The 1827-nt window shown below is 72.8% G+C and carries 2 protein-coding genes; one reads left to right on the top strand and one right to left on the bottom strand.

Annotated elements, in window-relative coordinates; translation table 11 throughout:
• A partial coding sequence (locus HTZ82_RS10310; RefSeq protein WP_175409025.1) for an MBL fold metallo-hydrolase occupies positions 1-1061 on the bottom strand: 1061 nt, incomplete at its 3' end.
• Between the two features lie 146 nt (positions 1062-1207).
• Here HTZ82_RS10310 and HTZ82_RS10305 point away from each other — a divergent pair.
• Positions 1208-1759, top strand: coding sequence for a carboxymuconolactone decarboxylase family protein (locus HTZ82_RS10305; protein ID WP_175409024.1), 552 nt, complete (start codon positions 1208-1210; stop codon positions 1757-1759).
• Positions 1760-1827 lie beyond the last annotated feature (68 nt).

The raw sequence follows: 1827 nt of genomic DNA, 5'->3' as shown, positions 1-1827 counted from the left end.
TCGAAGGGTTCGCCCGGGCGGGGCAGCGCGATCCGGGCGCCGGCCTCGGCCGCCGCAGCCACGGTGCCTTCGCCGGGCTCGGCCCAGGGGTGCGGGGCCAGGTTGAAGGTCGCCCAGTGGATCGGCAGCATGACGCCGGACGGGTGGCCGCCCTGGAGGTCGAGGTGGGCGCGCATGCCCTCAGCCGGGGTCATGTGGATGTCCGGCCAGAAGTCGGAGTAGGCCCCGATCTGGATCATGGTGGCGTCGAACGGGCCGTGCGCCGTGCCGATGTCCTGGAAGCCGGGGAAGTAGCCCGTGTCGCCGCTGTGGTAGATGCGGTGTTCCGGGCCCGCGACGGCCCAGGACGCCCACAGCGTGTGCTGCTGGTTGCGCAGGCCGCGGCCGCAGAAGTGGCGGGCGGGCGTCGCGGTGAGCCGCAGGTCGCCGATCTGCGTCGACTCGCCCCAGTCCAGCTCGCGCAGCCGGGACGGCGACACACCCCAGGCCTCCAGGTGGGCGCCCACGCCGAGCGGCACGGCGAACAGCGTTTCCGTACCGGCGAGTGCGCGGATGGTCGGCATGTCGAGGTGGTCGTAGTGGTCGTGCGAGATCACGACGGCGTCGACCGGGCCGAGCGCGGCGAGCGGCAGAGGCACGGGATGGAGCCGTCTGGGTCCCGCGAAGGCGAACGGGGAGCAGCGCTCGCCCCAGACGGGGTCGAACAGGACGCGGCTGCCGTCGATCTCGGCGAGGACGCTGGAGTGCCCCATCCAGGTGAGCCGCAGTCCGGTCGCGGGCGGGCTCGCGAGGGCCGCGGCGGTGTGCGGGTGCACCGGCACGGGGATCACCGGGGCACGCCGGACCCGGTCCTCCTTGCGGAAGTAGATCTTCGCGAAGTCCAGCGCCGAGGCCGAGGGTCTGTGGCGTTCGCCGCCGGGGTTGCGGAACGCGCCGTCCGCGAAGTGGGGCGAACGGCGGATGCGCTCCCATCGCTCTCCGGTGGCATCCGCTCCGAACGCGGCCGGACGCAGGGAGCGGAGCCGGGCGCGCAGGGAACCGAGAGCGTCGACGCCGGTCACAGCACCTCCAGGGGTCTCTGGTCCTTCCATTATGGGCGGGCGGTGCGACAGCGGCGGCAGGGAGTGGCGCGGTCCCGTGTCACATCCGGTGCGGCTGCTCGGTCGTAAGGGTGAAAAGGCCGTACACGACCCTTGGGAGGACCCTGATGGCCCGCATCTCTCTGACTCCGCCGCGTTCGCCGCTCTTCCGTGCGGTGGAGTGGTACGCGCGGCGTACGTACGGGAAGGTCCTCGACCCGGTGGCCGCGGTGGGGCACAACCCGCGCGTGCTGCTGTCGACCCTGCGCTTCGAGCTGTCGCTGGCCCGCTGGAAGGACCTGGACCCGGATCTGAAGGCGCTGGCCGTGATGGGGTCGGCGGCGGCGGTCGGGTGCAGCTGGTGCATGGACTTCGGGTACTGGGAGAACACCCGGCGCGGCATGGACGCCCGCAAGATCCACGACGTGCCGGTGTGGCGGGAGAGTGACGCGTACACGCCGCTGGAGCGGGACGTGCTGGAGTACGCGGAGGCGATGACCGCCAATCCGCCCGAGGTGACGGACGAACTCGCCGCGCGGCTGCGGAAGGCGCTGGGCGAGCGGGCGTTCGTCGAGCTGACGGCGATGGTCGCCGTGGAGAACCTGCGCTCGCGGATGAACGCGGCGCTGGGGCTCACGAGCCAGGGCTTCAAGGACACGTGCGAGCTGCGGGGCGTCTGAGCGTACGGGGGTGACCGGGGCATACGGGCCGGGGCCGCCGCACCGGTGGCCTCCCGCCCCGGGCCCCC

The sequence above is a fragment of the Streptomyces sp. TRM64462 genome (genome assembly GCF_013362995.1).
Classification (GTDB): Bacteria; Actinomycetota; Actinomycetes; order Streptomycetales; family Streptomycetaceae; genus Streptomyces.
Note: the sequence above shows the minus strand (reverse complement) of the source record. Positions and strands in the feature narration are given on the sequence as shown.

What these genes read in the sequence shown, in the direction of transcription:
- HTZ82_RS10305 (WP_175409024.1), top strand. Translation starts at nt 1,208, where the DNA reads ATGGCCCGCATCTCTCTGACTCCGCCGCGTTCGCCGCTCTTCCGTGCG.